We start from the raw sequence: 23,887 nt of genomic DNA, 5'->3' as shown, positions 1-23,887 counted from the left end.
CCCACTCCATGGGAGACGCCGCGTCAGAGCTCGGTCCGGCGGCGCCGGATCACCACCACGAGATCGACGAGGGCGAACAGGGAGAGCAGGCCGCAGGCGACGGCGAAGCCGGTGAGTGTTCCCCGGCTGGGCGCGCCGTTCACGGGGGAGACGGCCGCCCAGACCGCGAAACCCACTGTGGCCAGCACGAACAGCGGCGTGAAGGTCAGCGACAGCAGGTAGCGGAGTTTGAGGTCGCTGCGGGCGGTGGCCGGCTCGCTGCCGCTGCGCCACCGCCGCGGCGTGGTGGTGCGCATGGTCGTTCACCTCCGGAACGCACGGCGCGGGCTACGATTCCAGCGTACGTCCGAGGGTGCTGGCCGGGGAGGCGCGATGTCGGGGTCGGACGCGGTGGATCCGTCGGGGGCGGCGGGGGCGGACGCCGAGGGGTACGCGGGGCTGCGGGTCGAACGGGCCCGGGAACTGGCCCGGCGGCACGGCTGGGCCTCGGTCCGGGTGCTGGAGCCGGGGGAGCTGATGACCATGGAGTACCGGCAGGGGCGGCTCAACCTGGCGGTGCGGGACGGTGTGGTCGAGCGGAGCTGGGAGGGGTAGCGCTCGCTCCCCGGGTGGGTCCTGTTCGGCGGGTCCGTGGTCGGGCTGGTCCCTGGTCGGGTGGGTCCCTGGTCGGGTGGGTACCTGTTCGGGTGGGTACCTGTTCGGGTGGGTCCGTGGTCGGGTGGGGCTCAGTACGGCAGGGGGCGGCGGCCGAAACGGCGGTGGAGTCGCTGTTCGGCGGTGCCGACCAGGGGTTCCAGCAGCGGCAGCGAGAGCAGTACCAGCAGCCCGGCGGCCCAGCCGGCCAGCACGTCGGTGACCCAGTGGGTGCCCAGGTAGACCGTGGTCAGGCCGATCGAGCAGGCCGTGGCGGCGGCGATCACCGCGCCGGTGCGGCGCCAGCGGACGGCCAGATAGGCGAGCACGCCCCAGGTGACCACGGCATTGGCGGTGTGGCCGGACGGGAAGATGGTGCCGCCGGAGAAGAGCTCGGGCGAGCCGACGTACTGGGCGTAGTGCGGGCCGAGCCGGCCGGTGACGATCTTCACCGCGCCGACCGTGACATTGAGCAGGAGCAGGGCGACGCCCATGACCAGCAGCGGGCGCAGTCGGCCGAGGCGGCGGGCGCGCCAGGCGAGCCAGGCGAAGGCGGCGATCGCCGAGGGGCCGCGCTGCCCGGCGACCACCCAGGTGTCGAGCAGCGGCTCCAGCCGGGGCCACCGCTCGTACGGGCGCAGCAGGCGGACCGACCAGTCGAGGTCGACCAGGGCCGTGTTGAGCAGGACGCCGGCCAGCACCAGCAGGTAGCCGACGAGGGTGGCGGCGAGCAGGGCGGCCTGCCGCCGGCTCATCGGGGGCCAGCCCACCGGTGGCGGGCCCATCGGGCGGCGGCTCACAGGGGTCACGCGCAGGACGGGCTGGCCCGGCGGAGCGAGGCCCACCGGGGGCGGGCCGGGGTCGCGACGGTGGTGGCCGGCCGGGCCGCGGACGCTGCCGAGGGTGGCGGGACGTTCCCGGCCGGTGGTGGCGGTGTGGTGTTCCGACCGCTGTCGCGGAATGGGAGAAGGGGTACTTCCGGATTGCACGGGGTGACCTTACCCATCCGACCGGGGTTATTCCGGGGGTAATTGTCATTTTCCCGTGAAATCGACAATCGGGACGATCCGGGGTGGCCCGGGGAGTGATTTCAGCGATTTCGGGATCGAATGTCCGTGTGGTGTTCGAATGATTCTGCAAAAGCCCCGGTAAAGGAAACGGAGTGGGAGGCCGGTCCGCCCGGCTTCCCACTCCGTGGTAACCCTGTGTAGGTTCCGTGCTCAGTCGAGGGGGCCGCCCGCGACGTAGATCACCTGGCCGGAGACGAAGCCGGCGCCCTCGCTCGCCAGGAAGGAGATGGTGTGGGCGACGTCCTCAGGCTGACCGACCCGCTGGACCGGGATCTGAGAGGCCGCAGCCCGCTTGAAGTCTTCGAAGTCCATGCCGACCCGGGCCGCGGTGGCCGCCGTCATGTCCGTGGCGATGAAGCCGGGGGCCACGGCGTTGGCCGTGATGCCGAACTTGCCCAGCTCGATGGCCAAAGTCTTGGTGAAGCCTTGCAGGCCCGCCTTGGCGGCCGAGTAGTTGGCCTGGCCGCGGTTGCCCTGTGCGGAGGAGGAGGACAGGTTGACGATGCGGCCGAAACCGGCGTCGACCATGTGCTTCTGCACCGCGCGGGTCATCAGGAAGGCGCCGCGGAGGTGAACGTTCATGACCGTGTCCCAGTCGGACTCGGACATCTTGAAGAGCAGGTTGTCGCGGAGTACGCCCGCGTTGTTCACCAGGACGGCGGGGGCGCCCAGCTCGGCGACGACGCGGTCGACGGCGGCCTGGACCTGCTCGGCGTCCGAGACGTCGGCGCCGACGGCCAGGGCCTTGCCCCCGGCGGCGGTGATCCGGTCGACGGTCTCCTTGCCGGCCGCCTCGTCCAGGTCCAGGACGGCCACCGCGTAGCCGTCGGCGGCCAGTCGGAGGGCCGTGGCGGCACCCAGGCCGCGCGCGGCGCCGGTGACGACGGCGACCCGGGGGGCGGTGCTCTGCTCGGTCATGCGCGCTCTCGTCTCTCTCGGGGGTTGCCTCCCGGGGAGAGCCCCCGGAGAGGGTGGCCATACCCTACCGGCGAGTAGGGAGGGCGGCCAGGGTGGAGAGGCGCAGGTGACGGTCGGTAAGGACCGACCGGTCGGCTTTCTGCTGAGAACGCGTTACTGCAAGTGGTTGGCAGCGCGTAAATATGCCAATGTTGCCGAACCTGCGTCTACTATCCGCCCCTGCCTGCCAGCAAGGGCCCGCCGTTTGTATAGTGTCCGCCAGCAGCCACCGGCTGCACGGCTGGAGCGCCCTCCCTCATAGCTGGACGCCCACTCGCCGTTACTGCCCCACCCGGGTGTCCCACACACACCGGGTGTGACATCGGGACGGATACATGGTGCTGGGGGAGATCCCGACAACCCGCGTGTCCGCGCGACTGCAGCAGTCGCCCGGGCACCTGATTCGCGTTGCACAGCAGGTTCACACCCGTCTGTGGTCCGAGCACGTCGGAGCCGATCTCACGGCTCCGCAGTTCGCCGTGCTGCTGGTCCTGGCCCTCGAACCGGGCGCGGACCAGCGCACGGTCGGCGAGCGGGCCTCGCTGGACAAGGCCACGATGGCCGAGATGGTCGCGCGGCTGGTCCGCCGCGGCCTGGTGCTGCGCAGGCGTGACCCGGCCGACGGCCGGCGCAAGCTGCTCGCTCTCTCGCAGAGCGGGGCCCAGGCGGTGCGCGAGGCCACCGGTGGTGTGGTCCGCGTTCAGCGCGTCCTGTTCGAGCCGCTGACGGCGGAGGAGCAGGTCGAGATTGTCCGGGTGATGGCCAAGATAGCCAGGCTGGAGCCCGCGGCGGTCGCCGTCTTCACGGACGCGCGGCCGATACTGGACGCCCAGCGGGCGATCGGCTACCTGATCAGGGTCAGCCAGCAGGTGCACACCAAGCTCTGGTCGGAGCACGTCGGAGTGGAGCTGACGGCCCCGCAGTACGCGGTGCTGGACGCGCTGGAGCTCGAACCGGGCGCCGACCAGCGCACGGTCGGCGAGCTGGCCTCGCTCGACAAGGCCACGATGGCCGAGATGGTCAGCAGGCTGGTGCGCCGCGGTCTGGTGCAGCGCCGGCGCGATCCCTCGGACGGACGGCGCAACCTGCTCTCGCTCTCACCGGCGGGACAGGACCTGCTGCACCGTTCGGCCGCCGGGGTGGCCGAGGTCCAGCGGCTGCTGCTGGCTCCGCTGGAGGAGAGTGAGCACGAGGCCGCCCTCGCGCTCATCGGCAAGGCGGCCAGGTTCTAGGTCAAGCATTGGCAACAGCAGCCAAAACGATTCGCCAACATACCGAGGGGTGCTGCCCGTTCTGCCTGTCGGTGTCGTGAATGTCGTGAATCGGATACACCGAGGACCGCCCGCTCCCGTTGGGGGCGGGCGGTCCTCGTTCCGGCCGGCGGTCGGGCTCCGTCAGGCCTGGCTCGGCCGTCGGGCTCCGTCAGGCCTGGTGCGGCCTCGTCACGGGCCTGCCGCGGAGGGCCCGGGTCCGGAGTCGGGGTCCGAACCGGAGCCGGAGTCCGAACCGGGGCCTGGGGCCGGTGTCAGTTCCAGTCGAAGCCCTGCGGGTCCGGGCCGATGCGCTTGCCGGTGGCGACGGCGGCGATCGCGGCCAGGTCCTCGGCGTCCAGCTCGAAGCCGGCGACGTCCAGGTTCTCCCGGATCCGGGAGGGGGTGACCGACTTCGGGATGGCGATCACGCCGCTCTGCAGGTGCCAGCGGAGGACCACCTGGGCGACCGTGCGGCCGTGCTTCTCGGCGATCTTCACCAGGGCCGGCTCGGCGAGCAGCTCCCCGCCCTGGCCCAGCGGGCTCCACGCCTCGGTCGCGATGCCGTGCTCGGCGTGGAAGGCGCGCAGCTCCTCCTGCGGGAAGTACGGGTGCAGCTCGACCTGGTTCAGCGCCGGGACGACCGAGGCCTCGTCGATCAGGTGGGTCAGCTGCTCGGTGCCGAAGTTGGAGACGCCGATCGACGTGGCCCGGCCGTCCGCCTTCAGCTGCTCGAGGGCCTTCCAGACGTTGAGGTAGCTGCCGTGCATCGGGCGCGGCCAGTGGATCAGGTACAGGTCGACGTGGTCGAGGCCGAGCTTGGCCAGCGAGGCGTCGAACTCGCGCAGCACCGCGTCGCGGCCCTGCTCGCCGGACCAGTCGCGGGTGCCCGAGTTCCACAGCTTGGTGGTGATGTAGAGGTCCTCGCGGGCAACGCCGCCCGCGAGCGCCTCGGTGATCGCCGCACCGGTGCCGGCCTCGTTCTCGTAGATCGCCGCGGTGTCGATCGAGCGGTAGCCCGCCTCGATCGCGGAGCGGACGGCGGTGGTGGCCTCCGCGTCCGGGACCTGCCACACGCCGAAGCCGAGCTGCGGGATCCGGGTGCCGTCGTTGAGGGTGACGCTGGGGATGTTGCTCACGGGAAGGGGTGCCCTCCTGGTCGTTGGTGTTTCCAACGGTGGGCAACTGGCGCTGGAACGTGATTGTTCCCGCCAAACGGGCGAATTTTGGGTGGAGTTTTGCAGGGGTCCGACCGGGGCGGAGGGGCCTCGGGGGTGGGGTCGGGGGCTGGGAGGGGCGTCGGACCGGTCATCGGGCCGGGGCTCGTAGGGCCATTCGGGTGAACCGGGGTGGGCGGGGCGCGGGCCGGTGCGGGCGGTCGGACCGGGGCGGGCGGGGCCTGCCGGGCGGTCCGGCGGGGGCCGGGCGGCCGTGGGGGCGGAAAACCTGTTGCGGCGGTCACATCGGGGTTGGCAGGCTCGCGGACATGACCTCCTGAGATCAGGGCCCTTCGTGCCCATCCCGTCCGTCCGCCCGTCCGGCAGTCCCGGATGTCGTCGACGCCGACGCGTCCGTTGCGCGCGTCGCCGTCCGTCGCGCTGCTCGTCGCGCTGCTCGTCGCGCCGCTCGTCCGTCGCCCGGTGGCCGCCGCCCGTCGGCTCGGGCCCGTACGTGCCCCCGTTCGCGCGCTCCCCCCGTACCTCCGCACCGTCCGCATCGGAGTGTCATGCCGCTCACCCCACTGCCGCTGGCCGATCCCGGCAGTCCCGACCTCTCCTCGCCGCCGGCCTTCCTGCGTTGGCTGCGGCGCAGCCAGCGGCGCGGGCAACTGCTCGCCACCTGTTGGAACCTGCTCGAGATGGGGTGCCAGGCCGCCCTGCCGATCGCGCTCGGACTGGGCGTGCAGGCCGCCGTCGACGGCGACGCCGGCGGGATCTGGCGGGCCGGCGGGCTCGCCCTGCTGCTCGCCGTGGGAGCCGCGCTCGGCGCCGTCATGACGCACCGCCAGGCGGTCTGGAACTGGATCCACGCCGCCTGCCAGATGCGGCAGTTGGTGTCCCGGCAGGCCTCGGAGCTCGGGGCCGGGCTGTCCCGCCGGATCGCCACCGGCGAGGTCGTGGCGGTCGGCAGCGGGGACGTCGAGCGGATCGGCTGGTACGTCGAGCTGATCGCCCGGGTCCGCTCCGCGGTGATCGTCTGGCTGGCCGTCAGCTCCGTGGTGCTGGTGGTCGAGCCGGTGCTGGGCATCGGCGTGCTGCTGGGCGTCCCGGTGCTGGCGGCCTCCGTCTGGCCGCTGATCGGGCCGTTCGAGCGGCGCTACGAGCAGCAGCGCGCACTCGGCGGCAAGGCCACCGAGCTGGCCGCCGACACGGTGGCGGGGCTGCGGGTGCTGCGCGGCATCGGCGGTGAGGAGCTGTTCCTGGAGCGCTACCGGGCAGCCTCCCAGAAGGTCAGGGCGGCCGCCGTCCGCTCGGCCCGGATCTGGTCGCTGATGCAGGCCCAACAGGTCCTGCTGCCGGGCCTGTTCGTGGTCGGCGTCACCTGGTACGGCGCCCGGCTGGCGGCCCGTGGCGAGCTCGCCGTCGGCACCCTGATCGCGGTGTACGGCGCGACCGCCTTCCTGGCCGCGCCGTTGCGGATCCTGGGCGAGGCGGCGCACGCCTGGAGCGTCGCCCGGGTCTCCGCCGGGCGGGCGGTCCGGGTGCTGTCCCTCGAACGGAACGGCGGCGCGGCCGAGGCCGCCGCGCTCACCAAGCCGGCCAAGGCCGACCTCCACGACCCGGCCAGCGGGCTGACCGCGCGGGCCGGTGAGCTGACCGCGGTGGTCTGCGGGGACCCGGACTTCGCCGGGGCCCTCGCCGAGCGGCTCGGCGGCCACGTCCCGCTGGCCGAGGGCGAGCGGGGGCAGCCCTCCGTGCGGCTCGGCGGGACGGAGCTGGACGCGGTGCCGCTGGCCGAGGCCAGGGCGGCCGTGCTGGTCCACGACAAGGAGCCGGTGCTGCTCTCCGGCACGCTGGCCGAGCTGTTCGACATCCCGTCCTCGGGCCGGGTCGTGCCCGCCGAGGCGCTGGCGGCGGCCCGCTCGGAGGACGTGCTGGAGGCGCTGGTGGCCGGCTCCCCGGAGTGCGCCGGCGATCCGATGCGGGCCCGGATCACCGAGCGGGGACGCTCGCTGTCCGGGGGCCAGCGCCAGCGGCTCGCCCTGGCCCGCGCACTGCTGGCGGACCCGCCGGTCCTGGTGCTGGACGAGCCCACCAGCGCCGTGGACGCCCACACCGAGTCCAGGATCGCCACCGGGCTGCGGGAGACCAGGGCCGGCCGCACCACCGTGGTGTTCGCGACCAGCCCGCTGCTGCTGGACCAGGCCGACCGGGTGGTGCTGCTGCAGGACGGCCGGGTGGCCGCGGCGGGGCGCCACCGCGACCTGATGCGGACCGAGCAGGCCTACCGGGCCGTGGTCACCCGCGACGAGGAGGCCGCCCAGCCGGTGGGTGAGGCCGTGTGAACGCGATCCCGCACCGGTTCGTCGACTGCCGTGCCACACGAGCGAGGAGTACGTCATGAAGCCCCCCGTCCATGAGGAACAGGGGCCGGCCACCACCCTGCCGGTCGGGTCCCCGGCCGCCGTGCGCGGGTACCTGCTGCTGCTCGCGCGGCGGCACCGCGCCGGGTTCTCCGCGGTGGTGGCGCTGCACTCGGTGGCCACCCTGGCCGGACTGGTCGGGCCGTGGGTGCTCGGCAGCCTGGTCGAGTCACTGGCCACCGACACCGCGGGGTCCGCCATCACGGTCGCGGTCGCCTGGTACCTGCTGGCGCTCGTGGCGCAGGCCGCGTTCACCGGCTGGTCGCGGATGCGCGGCGCGGTGCTCGGCGAGCGGGTGCTGGCCGACCTGCGCGAGGACTTCCTGGTCCGCTCGGTCGCCCTGCCGACCGGCGTGCTGGAACGGGCGGGCACCGGCGACCTCGTCTCCCGGGGCACCACCGACGTCGACCGGCTGGACAAGTCGGTGCGCGAGGCGGTGCCCGAACTCGCCGTCGCCGTCGTGTCCTTGCTGCTGGTGCTCGGCGCCCTGCTGGTCACCTCGCCGCTGCTCGCGCTGACCTCGCTGATCGGGCTGCCGCTGCTGCTGGCCACCTCCCGCTGGTACTTCCGGCGCGCGCCGCAGTCCTACCGCAACGAGTCGGCCGGGTACGCCGCGGTGAACACCGTCCTGGCCGAGACGGTGGATGCCGGGCGGACGGTCGAGGCACTGCGCCTGGGTGACCGGCGGATCGGGCTGACCGACCGCAAGCTGCACGAGTGGCTGGCCTGGGAGCGGTACACCATGTGGCTGCGCACGGTCTGGTTCCCGACCATCGACGCCGTCTACACCTCGGCGGTGCTGGCGACCCTGCTGTTCGGCGGGCTGTTCACCCTGAAGGGCTGGATCACCGTCGGCCAGTTGACCACCGGCGTGCTGTACGCGCAGATGCTGACCGGTCCGGTGGACCTGATCCTGCGCTGGTACGACGAACTGCAGATCGGTCAGGCCTCACTGGCCCGGCTGGTCGGCGTGCGCGAGGTGCCGGAGCACGAGGGGGACGAGTCGGCGCGTCCGGACGGCCGCCGGGTGGAGGCCCGGGACGTCCGGTTCGGCTACCGCGAGGGCGCCGACGTCCTGCACGGGATCAGCCTGGACGTCGCCCCGGGCAGCCGGGTCGCGCTGGTCGGGCCGTCCGGTGCGGGCAAGTCCACGCTCGGGCGGCTGCTGGCCGGGATCTACGCCCCCGGCCGCGGCAGCGTCACCCTCGGCGGGGCGGCGCTGTCCCGGATGCCGGCCGAGCGGGTGCGCGGGGAGGTGGCCCTGGTGAACCAGGAGCACCACGTCTTCGTCGGCACCCTGCGGGACAACCTGCGGCTGGCCGCGCCCGACGCGGACGACACCGAGCTGCGGGCCGCCCTGGACGCGGTGGACGCCGGAGCCTGGGTGGACGCCCTGTCCGAGGGGCTGGACACCGAGGTCGGCTCCGGCGGCACCTCGCTGACCCCGCCGCAGGCGCAGCAACTCGCCCTGGCCCGGCTGGTGCTGGCGGATCCGCACACCCTGGTGCTGGACGAGGCCACCTCGCTGCTGGACCCGCGGGCCGCCCGGCACCTGGAGCGCTCGCTGTCCCGGGTGCTGGAGGGCCGGACGGTCATCGCCATCGCCCACCGGCTGCACACCGCGCACGACGCGGACGTGATCGCGGTGGTCGAGGGCGGGCGGATCAGCGAGTACGGCAGCCACCCGGAGCTGGTCGCGGCCGGCGGCCCGTACGCGGCGCTCTGGCGCTCGTGGCGGGACGAGCGGTAGCGCGGCGGGACGAGCGATGGTGCGGCCGGGGGAGTCCGAGCGGCCGGGGGCGGGCGGATCGGCGGAGGTGTCGGCGGAGGCGCCGGTGGAGGTGTCGGAGGCGGCATCGGTGGATCGGTAAACCCGTGCGGGGCCGGATTGCCCCGTGCGGGTTACTCCCTGGCCCGGAAGGGCGCGTAACCGGGCAAAACGGCCACCCGGCCCGCAGACTGCTCCGGTGACCAAGACTTCGGACGGTTCGTCCCGCCCCCCGCGCGGTGAGATCGGCGGGATCCCCACGCGGTACATCGGGATCGGCGTCATCGTGATCCTCGCCGTGTGGTTCCTGTTCGCCAACCTCGACAAGGTGAAGATCCAGTTCTGGGTGTTCACCGTCACCGCGCCGCTCTGGATCGCCCTGCTGGCCACGCTGATCGCGGGCGCCGTGCTGGGCTGGCTGCTGAAGGGGCGGCGCAGCCGGTGACGACAGCTCCGGAACCGGCCGCGGGCGGCGGCCAGACCTTCACCCCGCTGATCGAGCTGCGCGGGGTCAACAAGCACTTCGGCGACCTGCACGTGCTGCAGGACATCGAACTGACGGTGGGCCGCGGCGAGGTCGTCGTGGTCATCGGGCCGTCCGGCTCCGGCAAGTCCACGCTCTGCCGGGCGATCAACCGGCTGGAGCCGATCGAGAACGGCACCATCCTGATCGACGGCGAGCCGTTGCCCGCGGAGGGCAAGGGGCTCGCCCGGCTGCGCGCCGAGGTCGGCATGGTGTTCCAGTCCTTCAACCTGTTCGCGCACAAGACCGTGCTGCAGAACGTCTCGCTGGCGCAGATCAAGGTGCGCGGCCGCCCCAAGGCGGAGGCCGACGCCAAGTCCCGCGCGCTGCTGGAGCGGGTGGGCCTGGAGTCGCAGGCCGACAAGTACCCGGCCCAGCTCTCCGGCGGGCAGCAGCAGCGGGTCGCGATCGCCCGGGCGCTGGCGATGGACCCCAAGGCCCTGCTGTTCGACGAGCCGACCTCGGCGCTCGACCCCGAGATGATCAACGAGGTGCTGGACGTCATGCGCCAGCTCGCGCACGAGGGCATGACGATGATCGTGGTCACCCACGAGATGGGCTTCGCCCGGGCCTCCGCGAACCGGGTGGTGTTCATGGCGGACGGCCGGGTCGTCGAGGACCGTGCCCCGGAGGACTTCTTCAGCGCCCCCGAGAGCGAGCGCGCCCGGGACTTCCTGTCCAAGATCCTGAAGCACTGAGGCGGCGCCGTGAACCGTGAGACGACGCCCGGAGCGCGGGCGAGGAAGGCCGGCGCGAGGGTACGGTCCCGGGTGCTCGCCGCCGCCCTGCTGCTCACCGCGCTGGCGGCGGGCTGCGGGAAGGCCGGCACCCCGCCGCCCAAGGGTCCGCAGCCCAGCGCGCTGCCCAGCTACCAGGTGCAGGACGCCTCCGCGATCACCGGCTCGTCGACCCTGGACGCCGCCCGCGGCCGGGGCCACCTGGTGGTCGGGGCCAAGGAGGACCAGCCCTACCTGGGCCAGAAGAACCCGGCCACCGGTGTGTACGCCGGCTTCGACATCGAGATCGCCAAGATGCTCGGCGCCTCCCTCGGCTTCCCGCCGGACAAGATCCAGTTCAAGACCATCGCCTCGGCCAACCGCGAGACCGCGCTGCAGAACGGCCAGGTGGACTACTACGTGGGCACGTACACCATCAACGACAACCGGAAGAAGCTGGTGGGCTTCGCCGGGCCGTACTTCGTCGCCGGGCAGTCGCTGCTGGTGCAGAAGAACAACACGAGCATCCACGGCCCGGACGACCTGAAAGGGAAGAAGGTCTGCTCGGCGGCCGGCTCGACGCCGTACCAGCGGATCAAGTCGCAGTACCCGCAGGCCAAGCTGATCGGCTACGACACCTACTCGGCCTGCGTGGACAACCTGATCACCGGCCAGGTGGACGCCGTGACCACGGACAACGCGATCCTGCTCGGTTACGCGGCCAAGGTGCCGGACGAGCTCAAGGTGGTCGGCCCGCTGTTCTCGACCGAGCCGTACGGGATCGGGGTGCCGAAGAACGACACCGTGCTGCGGTCGGCGCTGAACGACGCGCTGGAGCAGCACGAACAGAACGGCGACTGGAAGAAGGCCTTCGAGGCGACCCTCGGCCTCTCCGGTGAAGCCGCGCCGACCCCGCCGCAGATCAACCGGTACTGAGAGGGCGGCCGCGCCGTGAAAACGCTGACCGACAACTGGTCGACCTACTGGGACGGCTTCCTCGGCACGCTCTCGCTCTTCGCGGTGAGCGCCGTGCTGTCGCTGGTGCTGGGGGTGCTGATCGCGGGCTTCCGGGTCTCGCCGGTCAGACCGCTGCGGGTGTTCGGGACGGTGTGGGTGACGGTCCTGCGCAACACCCCGCTGACCCTGCTGTTCTTCATCGTCGTGCTGGGCCTGCCCCGGTTCGACATCACCCTGCCCTTCTACACCTTCGCGGTGCTCGCGCTCGGCTGCTACACCTCGGCCTTCGTCTGCGAGGCGATGCGCTCGGGCGTCAACACCGTGCCGACGGGGCAGGGCGAGGCGGCCCGGAGCCTGGGCATGAGCTTCGGGCAGACGATGAGCCTGGTGGTGCTGCCGCAGGCGTACCGCTCGGTGGTGGCGCCGATCGGCAGTGTGATGATCGCGCTGGCGAAGAACACGGCGATCGCCGGTTCGTTCAGCGTCACCGAGCTCCTGGGCACCTACCGGACCATCAACGAGCTGGGTTACAGCATCGTCTGGACCTTCGTCTGGATCGCCGTCGGCTACCTGATCATCACCCTGGCCGTCAGCGCCGTCTTCAACCTGCTGGAACGACGAGTGGCGGTGTCCCGATGACGGTCGAATCCTCGGCGCTGTACGACATCCCCGGCCCGAAGGCCCTCGCCCGGCACCGGCTGTACGGCGGGATCGCGCTGCTGCTGATCGCGGCCGTGATCGGCTGGCTGGTCTACATGATGTTCCACACCCACCAGTTCACCTACGCCAAGTGGCAGCCCTTCGAGTACCGGGGCGTACAGGACCTGCTGCTGCGCGGGCTCGGCAACACGCTGCAGGCCTTCGGCTGGACGGTGCTGTTCGCCCTGCCCTTCGGCGCGCTGTTCGCGGCCGGGCGGCTGTCCGACCACCGGGTGGTGCGCTGGTTCGCCACGCTGGTGGTGGAGTTCTTCCGGGCCATGCCGGTGCTGGTGATGATCTTCTTCGTGTTCGTCGCCCTGAAGGTGCAGCCGCTCTGGGCGCTGGTGGCCGGGCTGGTGCTCTACAACGGCTCGGTGCTGGCCGAGGTGTTCCGGGCCGGCGTGCTCGCGGTGCCCCGGGGGCAGCGCGAGGCGGCGTTCGCGCTGGGCATGCGCAAGACCCAGGTGATGACGTACGTGCTGGTGCCGCAGGCCAACCGGGCGATGCTGCCGGCCATCATCAGCCAGCTGGTGGTCGCGCTCAAGGACACCTCGCTGGGCTTCCTGATCACCTACGAGGAGTTCCTGCACGCGGGCAAGCTGATCGCCACCAACCTGGACTACGACCTGCCGTTCATCCCGGTGGTGATCGTGATCGCCCCGATCTACATCGGCATGTGTCTGCTGCTCTCCTGGCTCGCCCGCTTCGTCGAGAAGCGCAGCCGGCGCAGTCCGAGCACCCGGGGCGGAGCGCCGGTGGTCAAGGCGGGCGTGGCGATGGGGCTGCCGCCGTCGGCGCAGCAGTGAGTCGGCGCGGCGGTGAGTCGGGCCGCGGTGAGTGGGGGACAGCAGAGAGTCGGAACAGCAGTGGGGGGCGTGGTTCGAGGCTTAACCATAGGTGCGGGATGGGTCGGGGTCGGGAACTCCAATTTCCTCTTATGATTGCGGGGCCGGCCGGGACCGCCCGACGGCCCGGAGGACGACGACCCGGACGGGAGGGCCATGGAGCCGGTGTTCGACTCGCGGCACATCAGGACCTTCCACGAAGTCGTCCGGGCCGGCTCGTACTCGGCCGCCGCCCGCGAACTCGGCTACACCCAGCCCGCCATCACCCAGCAGATGAAGGCCCTCGAACGCACCGTCGGCGTGCCGCTGTTCACCCGCGCCGGACGCGGACTGCGGCTCACCGAGGCGGGCGAGGCGCTCTCCCGGCACGCCGAACTGATCCTCGGCAGCATGTCCGCAGCCCAGCAGCAGCTCGCCGCGCTCGCCCGGCTCCGTGCCGGGCGGGTACGGGTCTGCGCCTTCCCCAGCGCCAACGCCACCCTGATACCCGAGGCGATGGCCCGGCTGCTGGCCGAGCACCCCGGCGTGCGGGTGGAGCTGCTCGAAGCCGAGCCGCCCGACTCCGTCCAGCGGCTGCTGCGCGGGGAGTGCGACATCGCGCTCGCCTTCCGCTACCCGGGCGCGGCCACCGAGGTGCCGGACGGGCTGGACGAGATCCCGCTGATGGAGGACCTGCTCACGGTGCTGCTGCCGGTCGGGCACCCGCTCGGCCGCCGGCACGCCGTCCGGCTGGCCGACCTCGACGGCGAGCGCTGGATCGCCGGCTGCCCCCGCTGCCGGGCCAACCTGCTGCACGTGTGCGCGGAGGAGGGCTTCGCGCCCGACATCGTCTTCTCCACCGACGACAACCTCGCGGTGCAGTCGCTCGTCGCCGCCGGGGTCGGGATCGCGCTGATGCCCGCGCTGGTGCTCTCCTTCATGTGCCACCGCAAGGTCACGGGGCGCGCCGTCGAACCGCACCTGCGCCGGCAGGTGGGCGCGTACGTGCTCCGGGAGCACCGCCGGATCCCGGCCACCGCGCTGGTGCTGGACCATCTGCGGCAGGCGGCGGCGAGCCGGGTGGGGTGCTGAGGGAGGGGGTCGGCGGGGTGCCGGCGAGTGACCCATAAGGACGGGTAGGGGAATGGCTTACGAACCCTCCTTGGACGTGATAGGTCGGCAGGCCCGAACCTGCTGGCATGACACCCCCAGCCACGGTCGACAGCGACCGGCTCACCGAGCGGATGACCGCGCTGATCAGTGAGATCCGCGCCGTCGTGGACCGCGGGCTGCCCCCGGAGCTCACCGCCTACCTGGTCGGCGAACGCCTCGCCCCGCACCTGCACGCCGACCCGGACGGGCCCGACGCCCTGCTCACCCCCGCCCAGTGCGAGGGCGACCCGCAGTGCTACCGACAGCACGTCCTGCACGCCGAGGAGGACGGCGGCTTCTCCGTCGTCGCCCTGGTCTGGCTGCCCGGACAGCGGACCCCGATCCACGACCACGTCTCGTGGTGCGTGGCCGGCGTCCACCGCGGCCAGGAGAGCGAGACCCGCTACCGGCTGGTCTCCGACGGACGCACCGCCCGGCTGGTCGAGACCGAGCACGTGGCCGGCCCGGCCGGCACCGTCGCCGCCTTCGCCCCGCCCGGCGACATCCACCTGGTCCGCAACTCCTGCAGCACCACGGCCATCTCCATCCACGTCTACGGCGCGGACGTCTCGCGGCTGGGCACCAGCATCCGGCGGGTCTACCGGCTGCCCGCCGACCAGGAGCAGTGAGCGGCGGCGTGGCACTGAGCCTCCGGCAGCGCGCTGCCCGTACCCACTCCCTGCCCCCGATGCGCGGGGACGCCCCCGGACTGCTGCTCGCGGCCCTCGGCGTGGCCGCCGCCCTGGGCGTCCACGCGGCCGTACCGGCCGTGCCCAAGCTCACCGCCGCCGTCGTGCTCGGCATGGCGGCGGCCCACCTGCCCGGGCTGCGCCCGGTGGTCCGCGGGATCGCCCGGCCCGGACTGTCCACGGCCGGGAAGCGGCTGATGCGGATCGGGATCGTCCTGCTCGGGCTCAAGCTCAGCCTGGACGACGTGCTCGGCCTCGGCTGGGCCACCGTCGCCATGGTGCTCGCTGTCGTCGCGGCCACCTTCGCGGGCACGCTCTGGCTGGGCCGGCGGCTCGGCCTGCCCGGCGACCAGCCGCTGCTGGTCGCCACCGGGTACTCGATCTGCGGCGCCTCGGCGATCGGCGCGGTCAGCCAGGCGGCGGGCAGCGAGGAGGAGGACGTCGCGGCCTCGGTCGCGCTGGTCACCCTGTGCGGGACGCTGGCGATCGCCGTCCTGCCGCTGCTCCAGCAGCCGCTCGGGCTCGGCGAGGTCGAGTTCGGGCGCTGGGTCGGCGCCAGCGTGCACGACGTCGGGCAGGTCGTCGCCACCGCGCAGACCGGCGGGGCGGGGGCGCTGCGGGAGGCCGTCCTGGTCAAGCTGATGCGGGTGGTGCTGCTGGCGCCGCTGGTCGCGGGGGTGGCCGTGGTGGTGCGGCGGAACCTGCGGGTGGCGAGGGCGGGTGCGGGTGTCGGTGCTGCGGGCGGGGCGGGTGCTGCGGGCGGGGCGGCCGGGGAGTCGGTGAAGACCGGGAGCCGTCCGCCGATCGTGCCGCTGTTCGTGGCGGGGTTCCTCGCGATGATCGTCCTGCGGACCACCGGGGTGCTGCCCGAGCGGGCGCTCGGGCTGGCCGGGGACACCCAGGAACTGCTGCTGGCCGCCGCGCTGTTCGGTCTGGGCAGCGCCGTGCACCTGCCGACCATGGCCCGCACCGGTGGGCGGATCGCCCTGCTCGGGCTCGGATCCTGGGTCGTCGTGGCCGGCGTCTCCTACGCGGGAGTACTGATCACGACCTGACGGGCACCGGCGCGGACTCGGCTATTGTCGGGCGGGTACTCGTCCGCACCGGGACGGTCCCGCGACCGCACCGGGACGGTTCCACAGCCGAGTTCGCGCGCGTTCGCCGGAGTTCTCCGCCGTCCGCCCGCATTCGCCGAGGAGAACGCATGACCACCGCACTGCCCGAACGGGACGGCCCCGAGGCCGTCGTCACGCTCGACCGACGGGAGGGCCCGTACGGCGAGGTGGTGTTGCGGCAGCGCGGTGGGCACTTCGAGATCATCGCCAACGGCTGCTTTCTGATGGACACCGCCGACGGGCGCTCGGAGCGGCTGCTCATCCAGGCCGCGCTGGACGAGCTGGACCGCACCGGCAGCCGGACCGAGCGGCCGACCGTGCTGATCGGCGGCCTCGGGGTCGGCTTCTCGCTCGCGTACGCGGTGGCCGAGCCGCGCTGGGGGCGGATCGCCATCGTCGAGCGGGAGACCGCGATCATCGACTGGCACCGGAACGGCCCCCTCGGCGCCTTCTCGGACGGCGCGCTGGAGGACGAGCGGGTCGCGGTGCTCCACACCGACCTGCTGGAGTACCTCGCGGCGGCGGACGGCGAGCGCTACGACGCGCTGTGCCTGGACATCGACAACGGGCCGGACTGGACCGTCACCGACTCCAACAACGGTCTGTACGGCGCCGACGGGCTCGCGGTGCTCTGGCACCGGCTGCGGCCGGGCGGGGTGCTGGCGGTGTGGAGCGCGCAGCCGTCGACGGCCTTCGAGGAGGCGCTGCGGGCGGCGGGCTTCGCGGACGTCGTGACGCACGAGATCCCGGTGTCCCGAGGGGTGCCGGACGTCGTGCACCTGGCCCGGCGCGCGAGCTGAGGATGAACCCGGCCTACGGGTCGGGCAGTTGGTGGTGATCGGCTGGGGGCTTGCCGCCGATCCGGCGTTCCCCCGGGGCAGTTGAGGGTCTGGCGGACGGTGGTGGTGGGTGGTGGCTGAGAGCGGGACTCCCTCGGAGCGGATCGCGGCCGAGCTTCGACGGCGCATCGTGGCAGGGGAGTTGGCGCCCGGAGCACGGGTGCCGTCGACCCGGCGGATCACCCAGGAGTGGGGCGTGGCGATGGCCACGGCGACCAAGGTGCTGAACCGGCTGCGGGAGGAGGGGCTGGTTCGGGCCGTTCCCGGGGTGGGGACGGTGGTGGTCGGTGGATCGGTGGCCGGCGCGACGGTGGCTGGTGGGACGGCGGCCGGTGCGAACGTGGTCGAGGCCAAGGGGTCCGGAGGCGGCGCGGTCGCTCCGGGCGCGCGGGAGGTGTCGGGCGCGTCCGGGGTGCGGCGGGCGAGGGGAGGCGGCGAGCGCGACCTCACCCGGGCGCGGATCGTGGCGGCGGCCGTCCAGGTGGCGGACGCGGAGGGCCTGGCGGCGCTGTCGATGCGCCGGGTCGCGACCGACCTGGGGGTCGCGACGATGTCGCTCTACCGCCATGTGCCCGGCAAGGACGAGCTGTTGCGGCTGATGATGGACGTGGCCTTCGGCGAGCAGCCGCTGCCCGAGTCACCGGCGTCGGGCTGGCGGGAGGGGCTGGAGACGGTCGCCCGGCTGCAGTGGCGGATCTACCGGCGGCACCCGTGGCTGGCGTCCACGATGTCCTTCACCCGGCCGGTGCTCGCGCCCGATGCGGCGCTGCACACCGAGCGCTCGATGGCGGCGCTGGCGGGACTGGGGCTGAGCTGGGATGAGATGGCCCAGGCCGCCGTCGCGCTGGCGGCGTTCGTGTGCGGGCTGGCAGTGCATTTCGAGCGGGAGGCGCAGGCCGAGCAGGACAGCGGGCTGTCCGCGGACGAGTGGATGGACCACCTGGGCACCGAGGACCACGACCGGCTGATGTCGGACCCGGAGCGGTTCCCGATGTTCGACGCGATGAGCCGGGGGCCGGAGATCGACCTGAGCCTGGAGGCGCTGTTCGAGTTCGGGATGGCGCGGATGCTGGACGGGATCGAGACCGTGATCGCGCGCCGGGGAGCGGCTGGGAGCTGAGCGGGGACGGCTGGCGGGGGACGTCTGACAGGAGACAGCTGACAGCTGACAGATTTCAGATTTCAGCGAACGAAATCTGAAATCTGTCAGCTGTTCGTTGTTCGCGGCCTGTGCCCGTGCCCGTGCCCGTGCCTGTACCCGTGCCCGGGTTCGTGCCCGTGGCTCAGCCGAAGGGGCGGTGCTCCGGCGGTGCGTCGGCCTGGGGTGCCGCCGCGGGCTCCGCCGGCGGTGCGGACGGGACGTCCATCATGGCGAAGGGGTCGAAGTCCGGCGGGGGGATCATGACCGGCGTGCCCTTGGGCCGGTCCTCCTCGCCGTCCGCGGTCTCCGGCGCGGTGGCCGGCGCCGCCGCGACGGGATCCGGGACGATCGGCGGGGCCGAGGGCGGTGGCGGGACGGCCGGGCCCTGCGGGGCGAGGGTGGTGCCGAAGGGGTCGTGCTTCTGCTCGGCCGCGACCGTCGTGCCGAACGGGTCGGCGGCCGGGGGCGCCGCGGCGGGCTGGACGGCGGGTGCCGCGTCGCCTGCCGGGCTCGGGAGGCTGTCCATGGCGAAGGGGTTGAAGTCCGGCGGGGGGATCATGACCGGCGTGCCCTTGGGCCGGTCCGCCTCGTTCGGCTCGGCCGCGGTGGTGTGCGCACCGGTGGCGGGGGACTCGGCGACCGGCGCGAAGGGGTTGAAGTCCGCGGGCGGTACGCGCACCGGAGTGCCGCGCAGGTGGACCGGCACCTCCTGCGGCTCCTCCGTCCGCGTCTCCTCGACGGGAGCCACGGCCGGGGCGGCCACCGCCGGAGCAGCCACAGCCACAGCCGGAGCGGGTGCCTGGGCCGCTTCGCCGTCCCAGCCGAACTGGATGCTCTTCAGCAGCTCCGCGAACGCCTCGGTGTACAGCTCCCAGTCCTCCGGCCGCGCCGTGGACAGCTGGGCGCACAGCACCGTCCCGCCGTCCGGCAGCGGTACGAAGGCCTGGACGGCCGAGGTGACCACCCAGCGCCGCTGTCCGTCGCCGGCCAGCGGTCCGGGCACCGGGACGGTCCGTCCCTCGACCAGGACGGCGGCCGGGCCGGCCGGCAGCAGGACCGTCCACACCTCGGCGTGCCGTCGGACGGTGGCCAGTTCGGTGGCGAGCGCGGTGATCGGCAGCGGGTGCCGGGCGAGCGAGATGACGAGGGCGGCGTCCGAGGCGCGGCCGTCCAGCTCCAGGGCGCAGATTCCGGCGTACGCGACGCCCGCGTCGTGGGTCAGGTCGGCCAGGGTGGCGGAGAGCACCGCGAAGTCCCGGCGGGCCTCGGTGCCGGTGGCGCTGAACAGTTCCTCGGCGACCTCGGCCAGATGACCGGTCAGCTCCGCGGCCGCCGCCGCGGTGGCCGGGGTGGTCCGGTCGGCCGGGTCCGCGTCGGCGGGCAGCGGGGGCACCGTCCGGGCGGAGACGCCGGGGTGCCCGGCGGGGGAGGTCAGCGGGTGGAAGCCGGGCGGGACGACCAGCCGGACCTCGGCGCCCGAGCCGGTGGGCAGTTCGACCGGCTGCCGGGTCTGCTGTCCGGCGGCCAGCGCGGCCAGCGCGGGGGCGAACGGCGGGCGCAGCTTGGCGTCGGCGAACTCGCCGGTGACCGGCAGCTGGAAGAGCGCTGCCGAGGTGGTGCCCCGGTCGGCGATCGCGCCGCGCACCGCCCCGCCGCCGTAGCGGGACTGCAGTGCGCCGATCGCCCGGTCGGCGATCCGCTCACCGGTGCCGGGCCGGGCGGTGCCGGCGGTGATCACGGTGCCGAGCCGGTCGAGGGCGGTGTACACCGGGCCGTTGGGGGCCAGCGGCAGGCCGAACAGCGCCTCGGCGGCGGGGTGCCCGGTGGCTCGCAGGGCACTCAGCGAGGCCGCCGGGTGGCGCGAGGTGTGCTCGTCGAAGAGGGCGTCGGTGAGCGTGCCGAGGGTCGCGCAGACCTGCTCGGCCGCTGCGAAGGGATTGCCCTCCGCGCTGAACTGGACGTCCTGGGTCAACTGGTGAGCCCCCCGCTCTGCTCCGTCTGCCGTCGGTGGTTCGGGTGGGACCGGGCCCGCCGAGGTGGCGTGCCGTCGGATCCCCGCCCATTCCTATCAGAGCCCACCGTCGGGACCGAACCGCAGGATGACCCGATGATCACTCGGGCCGGTGCGGTGACCGCCGGTCCGACGATCGGTCCGACCGCCGGGCCGACCTCACCCGACGTCACCCGGCCTCAGCCGGTGGCGGTTCCGGCGGCCGGTTCGCCGGGGGTCCCAGTGGCGAGCGCGGTGACCGCGTCGAGGATCCCCGGGACGGCCAGCAGCCCGGCGAGGTCCTGCACCAGGCGCCCGGTCGGGCCCTCCGGGCGCTCGTCGGCGAAGAAGGAGCCCAGTTCGGCGGCGAGCGCCGGCTCCCGCGCCGCGGTGAGGGTGAGCGACGCGACGAACTCCTGCACCAGGTGCAGCTGCAGTTCCTCCAGCGGCACCGAGCGCTCGCCCAGCCACTCCAGCGAGGTGATCTCGGCGTTGGCGATCCAGGCGCGGACGGTCAGTCGCAGCCCGGCACTGGGCGAGGGGAGCGCCAGATGGGCCAGGATCTGCTCCTGCGCGGCCCGGCGCACCTCGTCGATCACCGCCGAGGTGCCCGCGCTGGCCGCCACCGAGCCGCCCCGCAGCAGAGCCGCGAAGCCCGGCCCGTGGCTCTGCACGAAGTCCAGGTAGCGGCCCATCACCCGGTACAGCCGCTCGGACAGCGGCCCCTCCATGGGCTCCTCGAAGCGGGCCGACAGCTCCTGCCCGGCCCGCCGCAGCGACTCCTCGTACAGCGCCTGCTTGCCCGGGAAGTAGTGGTACACCAGCGGCCGGGAGGCGCCCGCGGCGGCGGCGATGTCGTCGATGGACACCTCCTCCGGCGGGCGCCGGCTGAACAGCTCCAGCGCCACGGCGATCAGCTGCTCCCGCCGCTCGTCCACGCTCAGCCGCCGGCGGGGCCGCGCACCCGCCGCCGCCCGGTCGGGTGCGGAGGTCCGTGCTGCTCGGTCGGCCGTCGGGGACGGCGTACGGGAGGCCATGCGCGCCAGCCTATCCGGCGGCCGTCCGGTGGCCCATGCGGCCGGCTCGCCGGGGCAGGCGCGGGCGCCACCGCCGCCCGTGCGGCCTACCCGGCCCGGAATTCCAGGTAGCGGCGGTAGGCCTCGACGCCGTCGGGGACGAAGGTGTCGCGGGTGAGGCGCTCGGCGAGCTCCCCGGGGGTGAGCCAGGCGTGCCAGGCGATCTCGGACTCCTGCGGGGAGACCGGCCCGTCCCAGTCGGCCTCGTACATGTCGCACCACCAGCTGAGCTTGCCGCCGTCGGGCTCCCGGAAGAGGAACTTGAACAGCGGGCGCGGGGCGACGCCGTGGACGCCGAGCTCCTCCTCGGCCTCGCGGACGGCGGCCTCGGGGTAGCTCTCGCCGGAGCCGACGACGCCGCCGACGAACATGTCGTACGCGCCGGGGGCGAACAGCTTGGTGCCGGTGCGGCGGTGGACGAAGATCCGTCCGGCCGGGTCGCGGACCAGGATGAAGACGCAGCGGTGGGTCAGGCCGCGTCGGTAGACCTCGCCGCGCAGAGCGGTCCCGATCACCCGGTCCTGCTCGTCGACGACGTCCAGCAGCTCTTCGGCAGGGTTGGTCATGGTGGACAGGTTAGGGTTTCGGGGCCCGGTCCGAACGGATTTCCACGAACCATCGAACGCGGGCGGACGATCGGGATCGGGACGGGCTGAAGGCGGCACGCGATGGTGGAGATCTGGGGCGAGACGGCCGAGGGGTTCGAGCCCGTACGGGCGGCCTTCGCGCGGAACTTCGCGGAGTTCGGCGAACTCGGCGCGGCCTTCGCACTGTACGTGCGCGGCCGCAAGGTGGTCGACCTGTGGGGCGGCGACGCCCGGCCCGAGGTCGGCGGGCGGCCCGCGCCGGCGGTGCCGTGGACGGCGGACACCGCCCAGGTGCTGCGCTCGGTCACGAAGGGCCTGACCGCGACCACCGCGCTGCTGGCGGTCGAGCGCGGTCTGCTGGACCCGGACGCGCCGGTGGCCTCGTACTGGCCGGAGTTCGCGGCCGAGGGCAAGGGCGGGGTGCCGGTGCGCTGGCTGCTCTCGCACCAGGCCGGGGTGCCCGCGCTGGACGTGCCGCTGCGGCTGGAGGACGTGCTCACCTGGGAGCGCGCGGCCGCCGCCGTCGCCGCGCAGGCGCCCGCCTGGGAGCCCGGCACTGCGCACGGCTACCACCCGTACACCTTCGGCTGGCTGGTCGGCGAGGTGGTGCGGCGGGTGAGCGGGAGGACGGTCGGGCAGTACTTCGCCGAGGAGATTGCCCGGCCGCTCGGGCTGGACCTGTGGATCGGGCTGCCGGCCGGGGCCGCGCCGCGGGTCGGCAAGCTGGTCGACCTGCCCGCCCCCGAGGCCGCCCGGACCGGGCCGAGTGGCCTGCGGCTGCGGCCCAAGCAGTCCGTCCGCGACGCCTACCAGGACCCGACCTCGCTGACCGCCCGCTCCTTCGCCTCGGTGCGCCCCGGGGTGGACCTCAACGATCCGGCGGTGCAGGCGGCCGAGATCCCCGGCGCCGGCGGGATCGGCACCGCCCGTTCGCTGGCCCGGTTCTACGCGGCGCTGATCGGCGCGGCCGACCGCCCGGACGGCTCCGGGGCGCTGCTGCCGCCGCTGCTCGGACCGGAGGTGCTGACCCGCGCGGTCGGCCCGGCGGTGAGCGGCCCGGACCGGGTGCTGATCGTCAACTCCACCTTCGGCCTGGGCTTCTGGCGGCACGGCCCGACCGCGCCGATGGCCTCCCCGGCGAGCTTCGGGCACCCGGGGCGGGGCGGCTCGCTGGGCTTCGCCGATCCGGACCTGGGCCTGGGCTTCGGGTACGTCACCAACGGCATGCAGCCCGGGGTGACCGGGGACGCCCGCTCGCGGAACCTGATCCGCGCGGTGCGGGGGTGCCTGGGGCTGTCCTGAGCGCGGGGCGGGCCTGGGCGCGGGGGCCCGGGCGCGGTGGCGTCACCGGACGCGGGGCTACGCCTGGCCGGTCTCGAAGCGGCTGATCTTCCCGCCGTCGACGGTGAAGCGCCAGGCCGTGCGCATCTCGCCCCAGGTCTCGTTGGTGAAGTTGGCGACCAGCGCGTGGCCCCCGCTCGACTCGGTCTGGACGTCCATGCGGCCGTTCGAGGTGAAGATCTCCCGGTCGATCCACTGCGACAGGTCGCGGTCGGAGCCGTCGTCGGACATGGTCGCGTCCGGGGTGAGCGCGGCCAGGAAGGCCGCGCGGTCGCCCGCGTTGACCGCGGTGACGAAGGCGCGGACGGCGGGGTCGCTGAGCTTGGCGGGGGAAATGGTCATCTGCCGGGACTCCCAACGGGGATGAGCGGACGGGGGAGTCCTGTCTACGGCGTTCGCGCGGGCCGTTCGGGCATGTCGGCGGCGCGTCGGAAAAATCGGTGCATTCATGTGCTTAGATCCAGAAACAGGCGATTTGTCCTGACAGTCCGCCACGGGGAGTGGCGGTGGAGCGGGAGGCCGGCCCCGGCCTCCCGCTCCACCTTTGCCGTGAGCCGGGTTCGAGCCCGGCCCGCGCCTGCCCCGGGCCCGGCCTAGAAGAAGCCGACCGCGTCGGGGGAGTAGCTGACCAGCAGGTTCTTGGTCTGCTGGTAGTGCTCCAGCAGCGTCTTGTGGTTCTCGCGCCCGATCCCGGAGTTCTTGTAGCCGCCGAAGGCGGCATGGGCCGGGTAGGCGTGGTAGCAGTTCGTCCACACACGGCCAGCCTGGATGGCGCGTCCGGCCCGGTGGGCGGTGTTGAGGCTGCGGGTCCACACGCCCGCGCCGAGCCCGTACTGGGTGTCGTTGGCGAGGGCCACGGCCTGGTCGAAGCCGTCGAAGCGGGTCACCGAGACGACCGGGCCGAAGATCTCCTCCTGGAAGACCCGCATCGAGTTGTCGCCCTCGAAGACGGTCGGCGTCACGTAGTACCCGCCGGC

24 protein-coding genes are annotated in these 23,887 nt (G+C 73.3%); 15 read left to right on the top strand and 9 right to left on the bottom strand.

All coding sequences use genetic code 11. The features are described 5' to 3' along the window. Positions 1–23: 23 nt before the first annotated feature. Positions 24–296, bottom strand: a complete 273-nt coding sequence (locus IE332_RS03660) for a DUF6343 family protein (RefSeq protein ID WP_189913616.1) — start codon at positions 294–296, stop codon at positions 24–26. 76 nt (positions 297–372) lie between these two features. Here IE332_RS03660 and IE332_RS03655 point away from each other — a divergent pair, with 76 nt between their 5' ends. Continuing rightward, the gene (locus IE332_RS03655; RefSeq protein ID WP_189913615.1) at positions 373–594 is read left to right on the top strand and encodes an I78 family peptidase inhibitor; all 222 of its coding nucleotides are present in this window, start codon (positions 373–375) and stop codon (positions 592–594) included. Positions 595–725: 131 nt separating this feature from the next. On the opposite strand, the gene IE332_RS03650 is transcribed toward IE332_RS03655, so the two are convergent. Both IE332_RS03650 and fabG read right to left on the bottom strand, forming a co-directional pair. Next, on the bottom strand, positions 726–1,388 hold the full coding sequence (locus tag IE332_RS03650; protein ID WP_189913614.1) for a phosphatase PAP2 family protein: 663 nt from the start codon (positions 1,386–1,388) through the stop codon (positions 726–728). A gap of 465 nt (positions 1,389–1,853) precedes the next feature. After that, entirely contained in the window at positions 1,854–2,621 is a 768-nt protein-coding gene (fabG, locus tag IE332_RS03645) for a 3-oxoacyl-ACP reductase FabG (RefSeq protein WP_189913613.1), read from the bottom strand. A gap of 374 nt (positions 2,622–2,995) precedes the next feature. Here fabG and IE332_RS40615 point away from each other — a divergent pair, with 374 nt between their 5' ends. After that, a complete protein-coding gene (locus IE332_RS40615; protein WP_268256524.1) occupies positions 2,996–3,892 on the top strand; it encodes a MarR family winged helix-turn-helix transcriptional regulator in 897 nt (298 codons plus the stop codon). A gap of 293 nt (positions 3,893–4,185) precedes the next feature. Here the strand turns inward: IE332_RS40615 and IE332_RS03630 are convergent, their stop codons facing one another. Beyond that, positions 4,186–5,049, bottom strand: a complete 864-nt coding sequence (locus IE332_RS03630) for an aldo/keto reductase (protein ID WP_189913612.1) — start codon at positions 5,047–5,049, stop codon at positions 4,186–4,188. Positions 5,050–5,636: 587 nt separating this feature from the next. Between IE332_RS03630 and IE332_RS03625 the strand changes: the two genes are divergently transcribed. The 12 genes from IE332_RS03625 to IE332_RS03570 all read left to right on the top strand — a co-directional run bounded on the left by IE332_RS03625 (position 5,637) and on the right by IE332_RS03570 (position 17,895). Then, complete coding sequence (locus IE332_RS03625) at positions 5,637–7,415, top strand: ABC transporter transmembrane domain-containing protein (RefSeq protein ID WP_189913611.1); 1,779 nt, start codon at positions 5,637–5,639, stop codon at positions 7,413–7,415. 55 nt (positions 7,416–7,470) lie between these two features. Continuing rightward, on the top strand, positions 7,471–9,243 hold the full coding sequence (locus IE332_RS03620; RefSeq protein ID WP_189913610.1) for an ABC transporter ATP-binding protein: 1,773 nt from the start codon (positions 7,471–7,473) through the stop codon (positions 9,241–9,243). Positions 9,244–9,460: 217 nt separating this feature from the next. After that, positions 9,461–9,706 (top strand): lipopolysaccharide assembly protein LapA domain-containing protein, encoded by a 246-nt coding sequence (locus tag IE332_RS03615; protein ID WP_189913609.1) that lies wholly within the window; start codon positions 9,461–9,463, stop codon positions 9,704–9,706. A 47-nt stretch (positions 9,707–9,753) separates the two neighbouring features. Next, a complete protein-coding gene (locus tag IE332_RS03610) occupies positions 9,754–10,482 on the top strand; it encodes an amino acid ABC transporter ATP-binding protein (RefSeq protein ID WP_189914067.1) in 729 nt (242 codons plus the stop codon). A gap of 72 nt (positions 10,483–10,554) precedes the next feature. After that, complete coding sequence (locus IE332_RS03605) at positions 10,555–11,436, top strand: glutamate ABC transporter substrate-binding protein (RefSeq protein WP_229928338.1); 882 nt, start codon at positions 10,555–10,557, stop codon at positions 11,434–11,436. 15 nt (positions 11,437–11,451) lie between these two features. Then, a complete protein-coding gene (locus tag IE332_RS03600) occupies positions 11,452–12,096 on the top strand; it encodes an amino acid ABC transporter permease (protein ID WP_189913607.1) in 645 nt (214 codons plus the stop codon). Beyond that, positions 12,093–12,962 carry an amino acid ABC transporter permease gene (locus IE332_RS03595; RefSeq protein WP_189913606.1) on the top strand — a complete coding sequence of 290 codons (870 nt, stop codon included), beginning with the start codon at positions 12,093–12,095 and terminating at the stop codon, positions 12,960–12,962. The genes IE332_RS03600 and IE332_RS03595 overlap by 4 nt, the downstream gene beginning before the upstream one ends. 204 nt (positions 12,963–13,166) lie before the next feature. Continuing rightward, entirely contained in the window at positions 13,167–14,072 is a 906-nt protein-coding gene (locus tag IE332_RS03590) for a LysR family transcriptional regulator (protein ID WP_189914066.1), read from the top strand. Positions 14,073–14,179: 107 nt separating this feature from the next. After that, complete coding sequence (locus IE332_RS03585; protein WP_189913605.1) at positions 14,180–14,761, top strand: cysteine dioxygenase family protein; 582 nt, start codon at positions 14,180–14,182, stop codon at positions 14,759–14,761. 59 nt (positions 14,762–14,820) lie between these two features. Next, positions 14,821–15,876: a YeiH family protein gene (locus tag IE332_RS03580; RefSeq protein ID WP_189914065.1), complete on the top strand. Its 1,056-nt coding sequence runs from the start codon at positions 14,821–14,823 to the stop codon at positions 15,874–15,876. Positions 15,877–16,025: 149 nt separating this feature from the next. Continuing rightward, the gene (locus tag IE332_RS03575; protein ID WP_189913604.1) at positions 16,026–16,736 is read left to right on the top strand and encodes a spermidine synthase family protein; all 711 of its coding nucleotides are present in this window, start codon (positions 16,026–16,028) and stop codon (positions 16,734–16,736) included. A gap of 109 nt (positions 16,737–16,845) precedes the next feature. Continuing rightward, a complete protein-coding gene (locus IE332_RS03570; RefSeq protein ID WP_189913603.1) occupies positions 16,846–17,895 on the top strand; it encodes a TetR/AcrR family transcriptional regulator C-terminal domain-containing protein in 1,050 nt (349 codons plus the stop codon). Between the two features lie 163 nt (positions 17,896–18,058). Here the strand turns inward: IE332_RS03570 and IE332_RS03565 are convergent, their stop codons facing one another. From IE332_RS03565 to IE332_RS03555, 3 genes are all read right to left on the bottom strand, one after another. Further along, positions 18,059–19,888: a hypothetical protein gene (locus tag IE332_RS03565; RefSeq protein WP_189913602.1), complete on the bottom strand. Its 1,830-nt coding sequence runs from the start codon at positions 19,886–19,888 to the stop codon at positions 18,059–18,061. Positions 19,889–20,106: 218 nt separating this feature from the next. After that, positions 20,107–20,943: a TetR/AcrR family transcriptional regulator gene (locus IE332_RS03560; RefSeq protein ID WP_189913601.1), complete on the bottom strand. Its 837-nt coding sequence runs from the start codon at positions 20,941–20,943 to the stop codon at positions 20,107–20,109. 86 nt (positions 20,944–21,029) lie between these two features. Further along, positions 21,030–21,548, bottom strand: coding sequence for an NUDIX hydrolase (locus tag IE332_RS03555; RefSeq protein WP_189913600.1), 519 nt, complete (start codon positions 21,546–21,548; stop codon positions 21,030–21,032). 102 nt (positions 21,549–21,650) lie between these two features. Between IE332_RS03555 and IE332_RS03550 the strand changes: the two genes are divergently transcribed. Beyond that, complete coding sequence (locus IE332_RS03550; protein WP_189913599.1) at positions 21,651–22,871, top strand: serine hydrolase domain-containing protein; 1,221 nt, start codon at positions 21,651–21,653, stop codon at positions 22,869–22,871. 57 nt (positions 22,872–22,928) lie between these two features. On the opposite strand, the gene IE332_RS03545 is transcribed toward IE332_RS03550, so the two are convergent. Next, entirely contained in the window at positions 22,929–23,252 is a 324-nt protein-coding gene (locus IE332_RS03545; protein ID WP_189913598.1) for a nuclear transport factor 2-like protein, read from the bottom strand. Between the two features lie 251 nt (positions 23,253–23,503). Next, positions 23,504–23,887 (bottom strand): aldehyde dehydrogenase family protein (locus tag IE332_RS40610; protein WP_229928276.1); only part of this gene is annotated, 384 nt, incomplete at its 5' end.

Origin of the sequence: Kitasatospora xanthocidica, assembly GCF_014656195.1 — a bacterium.
In the GTDB taxonomy this organism is placed as follows: domain Bacteria; phylum Actinomycetota; class Actinomycetes; order Streptomycetales; family Streptomycetaceae; genus Kitasatospora; species Kitasatospora xanthocidica.
This window is presented reverse-complemented; position numbering and strand designations above follow the sequence as displayed.